The following is a 5,984-nucleotide window of genomic DNA, read 5'->3' as shown; positions in this document are numbered from 1 at the left end:
CAGCCGGTGTGCGGCGCGATGCGTAGCGTGTGCGCCCGCGTGGCCAGCAGCATCAGCAGCACGGCCAGCGCGGCCAGGCCGAGCGGCTGGTCGGAGCCGTCGCGAACGCGCGCCAGCATCCAGGCGCCGTGCGGCCACAGGGCGGCGGCCTGCAGCGCGAGCCACGCAGCCGGCGCGAGGTAGGTCGGCCGGCAGGCCACCGGCGCGAGCACGGCGGCGCTCACCAGTTGCTCCGCTTGGCCAGCGCCACGCCCACCAGGCCGGCCACCACCAGCAGCGAGAGCAGCGCGCCCGGCTCCGGCGTGCTCGGCACCGCCGCGCCGACTTCACCCACGGCGAGGTTGCTCACGCCCTGCGGCAGCGGCAGCGGTTGATCCACCGGCACGGCAGCCTCGCTGATGCGCACGATCTCGTCGACGGCAATGAAGCTGGTGTACTGCGTCAGCAGGCTGTAGCGCAGGCCGAGCGCGGTGATCGCCTCGCGCTGGCCGCTGCCGCCTTCCAGCGCCTCCTGGTCGGAGAGCTGCTGGATGCGGCTGCGCGCCCACAGAGGGCGCAGCGCCGTGGCCTGTGCGTCGGGCGCGGCCACTGGCACCACGTCGACGTGCGAGCCGATCGCCGCCTGGCCTTCCAGCACCAGCTGGCCGCGCGGCTCGCCACGCCACTTGCCCTGGATCACCACCGGCCGCCCGCCGAGCACGTCGGGCAGCGAATCCAGCGACGCGGGCTCCACGTCGTACACCTCCAGGCCTTCGAAGCGCGCACGCAGGCTGGTGAGAACCGGCGAATCGATCATGCGGCGCAGCCGCTCGGCCTGCGCGGCGGCCATCTCGGGCTTGGTGACGATGAAGGGCTCGCCCTGGCCGGCGCGCGCGATGCCTTCGATCAGGTGGCGGTTGACCGAGCTGCCGATGCCGAAGGCGAAGACGTTGCTGTTGCCGAGGTTCCTGCGGATGAGCGCGAAGACCTCGTTCTCCACCGTCACGTAGCCGTCGGTGACGACGATCACGCTGCGCGCCACGTCGGCGGCCTTGGGCAGCGCGGCGATGCGCCTGAGCGCCGGCACGATCTCGGTGCTGCCGCCGCCGCGCGAGCGGTCGATCGTCTCGATGGCGCGTTCGATGTTGGCGCGCGTGGCCGGCACCGGCGTCCGGTTCAGCATCTGGCTGCTGCCGGAGAACAGCAGCACGTTGAAGGTGTCGGTCGGGCGCAGGTTGCCGATCAGGTTGCGCAGCAGCACCTTGGCGGTGTTCAGCGGGTGACCGTGCATCGAGCCGGAGATGTCGACCACGAATACGTATTCGCGCGGGTTGATCTGCGCCGGCGCGATCGCCTTCGGCGGCTCGACGACGGCGAGGAAGAAGTTCTCGTCCTCGCCTTGTTGCAGGAGCAAGCCGGTGGCGGTGCGCCCGCCGGCCAGGCGATAGCCGAGGATGAAGTCGCGGTCGTTGCCGGCACCGGTGTCGCCGCTGTCGTTCAGCTCGATCTCGGCCTGCGCCGTGCCCTCGCCGCTGACCTCGATGCCGTGCGAGGGCGAACGCAGTTCGCTGACCGGCAGCGGCGAGGCGAAGCGCACGTGCAGCTCGAAACCCGAGCGCGAGACCTCTCCTTCCTTCAGGTGCGCGGTGGCCGGGAAGCTGCTGGCACCGCCCGCGCTGGCGGGCCGGTGGTAGCGCGGGCCGACCACCGTCGGAAAGACGAACTCGTAGCGCCCTTCCGTGGGCACGACGAGCTCGGTGTAGCGCAGCTCCACCTGCACGTCGTCGCCGGGCAGGATGTTGGCCACGTTCATCTGGAAGACGTTGGGCCGCTCCTGCTCGAGCAGGGCGCTGGTCTTGCCCTCGCGCTTGGCGGTCTCGTGGCGGATGCGTGCGCGCTGCTTCTCCTCGATCTTCGCGTGCAGCACGCGGCCGGCCAGGCGCACCTGCATGGCGTGCACCGCGGCGTGCGTGGAGCCGGGGAAGACGTAGCGGGCCTCGATCGGCCGCTGCCCCTCGTTGCGGTAGCGCTGCGTCACGGTCACGTCGGCGATCACGCCGGCGATGCGCACGTCGACCTTCGTCGACTTCAGCGGCAGCGCATCCACCGAAGGATCGCCGGCCACCGCGAAGTACGGCCCTTCGGCGCGCGGCGCCTGCGCGTCGTCGGCGAAGGCGGGCGACCAGGCGACGGTGAGCGCGAACGCCCAGATCGCGAACAGCACGGCGATCACCACCCGGCCGGTGCGCGACAGCGGTGGCAGCGGGTGGCGGAACAGCGGAAAGACGGGACCTCGAACGCGGCGCATGCGGCTTCTCCTGTGGGCTTGCCGCTCTCGGTGGCGGCACGGAGCTCAGGATGGAAGCCGCACGCGAAGGCAGTTCGAAGCCGATCGGGCCTGTGTGAAGCGGGCGTGAAGTCCGGTTCGGCGATCTGGGAAGAAAATCCCTTGACAGCCTCCGATGTTGGGAAAATAATCCCAAACATGGACGCCGAAAACCGAACCCATCTGGCCTTGAACGCCGCCGTGCTCAAGCTGCTGCGTCCGCTGTGCCGCCTGCTGCTGCGCCACCACGTGCCGTTCGCGGCCTTCGAGGAACTGGCCAAGCACACCTATGTGCAGGCGGCGCTGGAGGACTTCGGCATTCCCGGGAAGAAGCCGACGCTGTCGCGCGCCTCCATCCTCACCGGGCTGACCCGCAAGGACGTGACCCGGCTGGCCGCCGACACCGCCCCCGAGCGGGCCGCCAGCGACGAAGGCTACAACCGCGCCGCCCGCGTGCTGACCGGCTGGGCGCGCGACCCCGACTTTCACGGCGCCGACGGCCAGCCCAAGGCGCTCGCCCCGCTGGAGGGGCCCGACAGCTTCGCGGCGCTGGTCAAGCGCTACAGCGGTGACATGCCGGCGCGCGCCGTGCTCGACGAACTGCTGCGCGTGGGCGCCGTGGCCGAGCGCGACGACGGCCGGCTCGAGCTGCTCACCGCGGGCTACGTGCCGCGCGGCAGCGAGGTCGACAAGCTCGGCATCCTCGGCACCGACGTCGCCGACCTGATCGCCACCATCGATCACAACCTGCAGCACGCCGACACCGACCCACGCTTCCAGCGCAAGGTCATGTACACGGAGTTCCCGGCCGCGCAGCTGCCGGCCTTCCGCAAGCTCAGCGCCGTGCAGGCGCAGGCCTTGCTCGAGAAGTTCGACCGCTGGCTGGCCGAGCACGCCGACAGCACCAAGCCCGACGACAACGCCCAGCCGCCGATGCGCGTCGGCATGGGCATTTACTACTTCGAGGAACCGATGGTTCCCAATTCCAGGAAGGAAGACTGAGATGAAGCTGCGCAAACTCGTGACATGGATCGCCGCGAGCGCCACGCTCGCGATCGCCGCCTGTGGCGGCGGCGGCTCGTCCGGCGGCATCGGCGGTACCGGTGGCGGCGGCGGCGGCATCGGTGGCACCGGCGTGGCCTACGGCACGATCACGGCCTTCGGCAGCGTGTGGGTCAACGGTGTCGAGTACGACACCTCCAACACCACCTTCAAGACCGACGACAACCCCAACGGCGGCGGCCGCCAGGACGACCTGCGCGTCGGCATGGTGGTGCGCGTGGACGGCTCGATCTCCGGCAAGACGGCCGCGACGATCACCGAAGACGACGCCGTCAAGGGCCTGGTCGAGCAGGTGATCGACGCCAACCGCATGGTGGTGATGGGCCAGACCCTCCAGATCGACAGCACGACGCGCTTCGACAACGGCGTGGTGCCGGTCGTCGGCGACCGGGTCGAGGTGCATGGCCTGATCGCCGGCGACGGCGTGATCGCCGCCGGCTACATCGAGAAGAAGACCACCGCGCCCACGCCGCCCTTCGCGGTCAAGGGCATCGTCAAGAACCAGGACAGCACCGGCCAGACCTTCCAGGTCGGCACGCTGACCGTGCAGTACGCCGGCGCCGACATCGGCGACATGCCGGCCGGCGCCTGGAACGGCCTGCAGGTCGACATCAAGGGCTCGGCCTGCGGCGGTGTTGCCCCGGTGTGCGGCACGCTGGTGGCCACGAAGGTGGAACCGGCGGGTGCGAACGTCAGCAGCGCCTCGCAGGCCGAGATCGAGGGCGTGGTGGTCGCCGTGACGGCCAACGGCTTCACGATCGGCAACCAGCAGGTGGTGACGACCGCGAACACACGCTACGAAGGCGGCGTGGCCGGTGACCTGATCGTGGGCACCAAGGTCGAGGCCGAAGGCTCGATCAGCAACGGCGTGCTGACCGCCACCAAGGTGTCGTTCCGCGACGCGGTGAAGATCGAGGGCGACGTGGCCTCCGTCAACGGCAGCACGCTGACGATCTCGGGCCTGCCTGGCGTGACGGTGAACGTGACCACCATCACCGAGCTGAAGGACGTCACGCTCGGCGGCCTGGCGGCCGGGCAGCACCTGCGCATCCGCGGCAAGCTCGGCGCCGGCAACAGCATGGTCGCCACCCGCCTCGAGCTGCGCAGCGCGCGCAGCGACGTCGAGCTGCAGGCGCCGGCCCAGGCGATCACGCCGGAGACCAGCCTCCGCCTGCTCGGCGTGGACATCTCGACGGCCGGCGTCTCGCAGTACCGCGACGTCAACGATGCCGCGATCACCCGTTCGGCCTTCTTCGCCGCCGCCCGCGTCAACGGCCTGATCAAGGCCAACGGCAGCCTCTCGGGCGCCACGGTGAGCTGGAACGAGCTGGAGCTGGAGGACTGAGGCCGGCTCAGAGCGGTCCGAGCTGGTACCCGATGCCTCGCAACGTGACGATCAGCTCGGGTGCCAGCTTGCGCCGCAGGCTGTGGACGTGGACCTCGATGGTGTTGCTGCCGATGGTTTCGTTCCAGCCGTACACGGCGGCTTCCAGCTGCTGCCGCGACACGGCGCCGCCCCGGCGGCGCACCAGCGTATCGAGAACCCGGTACTCGCCGGCGGTCAGCACCACGCTGTTGCCGCGCCAGCGTACCGAGTTGCTGCCTGGCTGCAGCGTGAGGGGGCCGATGGTGACACCGTCCTCCGCGGCCTGCTCGGGTGGCAGGCTGCGGCGGACGACGGCCTTGACCCGCGCCAGCAGCTCTTCGAGGTCGTAAGGCTTGATGAGGTAGTCGTCCGCGCCCAGGTCGAGCAACTGGATGCGCTGGTCGCGGAAGCCCTGCGCGGTGATCACGACCACGGGCGTGAGGTTCGCGCGATTGCGCAGGTTCACCAGGCAGTCCTGACCGCCGAGCTCTGGCAGGCCGATGTCCAGCAGCACGCAGTCGTACTCGAACTTGCCGCTGAGCTCGAGCAGCTTGTTGCCGGTGGTCACCCAATCGACCACATGCCCCTGTCTCATCATGAACGTGCACGTGGCCCGGCCAAGCGCCTCGTCGTCTTCTGCCATCAGCAACCGCATCCAACCGCCCTGCATCAATCCCCAAGTTGCCGCGGATTTCAGCAGTTAGGCCGGCGCAGGCGGAACACTCACTCCGGGGGAGTGGGGGCCCTTACCCACCCAGACCGCGGAGGATTACCCGTTGGAACGCCCTTCCGGCTGCGCTCGAATCGCCCACATGGACCGCAGGAGCACGCTGAAGGCGCCACGCCGGCTGGCCGGCGTGGTCGCGCTCGCCGCCTGCGCGGCCGTGCGCGCGCAGGTCTACGTCGGCACCGGCGCCGAGGGCACGCTGGTGCTGAGCAATCACGCCAGCAGCGAAGCGTCGCAACTGCTCATCGCGGCGCCGGCAGCCGCGCGCGCCGAGGTGGCCGAGGCTCCGGCCGTGCCGATGCCCGCGCCGGCCGCACCGTGGTCGGGAGAGATCCGCGCCGCCGCACAACGCCACGCACTGCCCGAATCGCTGCTGGCTGCCGTCATTGCCGTGGAGTCGGGCTTCAACGCGACAGCGGTTTCCCCGAAGGGCGCCAAGGGGCTGATGCAGCTGATGCCGGCCACCGCGCGCCGCTTCGGCGTGAAGGACGTCTTCGAGGTGCGCGACAACCTGAATGGCGGCG

General features: G+C 70.3%; 5 protein-coding genes and 1 pseudogene. 3 read left to right on the top strand and 3 right to left on the bottom strand.

All coding sequences use genetic code 11. The features are described from left to right. Positions 1–224 (bottom strand): annotated as a pseudogene (locus AB7U92_RS20345) (hypothetical protein); the annotation flags it as partial. After that, the gene (locus AB7U92_RS20340; RefSeq protein WP_428581237.1) at positions 221–2,287 is read right to left on the bottom strand and encodes a VIT and vWA domain-containing protein; all 2,067 of its coding nucleotides are present in this window, start codon (positions 2,285–2,287) and stop codon (positions 221–223) included. The pseudogene AB7U92_RS20345 and the gene AB7U92_RS20340, both read right to left, overlap by 4 nt. A gap of 177 nt (positions 2,288–2,464) precedes the next feature. Here AB7U92_RS20340 and AB7U92_RS20335 point away from each other — a divergent pair, with 177 nt between their 5' ends. Beyond that, positions 2,465–3,307 (top strand): DUF6502 family protein, encoded by an 843-nt coding sequence (locus AB7U92_RS20335; protein WP_428581234.1) that lies wholly within the window; start codon positions 2,465–2,467, stop codon positions 3,305–3,307. 1 nt (position 3,308) lies between these two features. Beyond that, on the top strand, positions 3,309–4,712 hold the full coding sequence (locus tag AB7U92_RS20330) for a DUF5666 domain-containing protein (RefSeq protein ID WP_428581231.1): 1,404 nt from the start codon (positions 3,309–3,311) through the stop codon (positions 4,710–4,712). A gap of 7 nt (positions 4,713–4,719) precedes the next feature. On the opposite strand, the gene AB7U92_RS20325 is transcribed toward AB7U92_RS20330, so the two are convergent. Further along, a complete protein-coding gene (locus AB7U92_RS20325; protein WP_428581228.1) occupies positions 4,720–5,376 on the bottom strand; it encodes a response regulator transcription factor in 657 nt (218 codons plus the stop codon). A gap of 169 nt (positions 5,377–5,545) precedes the next feature. Between AB7U92_RS20325 and AB7U92_RS20320 the strand changes: the two genes are divergently transcribed. Further along, positions 5,546–5,984, top strand: a 439-nt coding sequence (locus tag AB7U92_RS20320; RefSeq protein ID WP_428581225.1) for a lytic transglycosylase domain-containing protein, incomplete at its 3' end; no start/stop codon positions are given.

Source organism: Piscinibacter sp. (assembly GCF_050175855.1).
Lineage (GTDB): Bacteria > Pseudomonadota > Gammaproteobacteria > Burkholderiales > Burkholderiaceae_C > Piscinibacter.
This window is presented reverse-complemented; position numbering and strand designations above follow the sequence as displayed.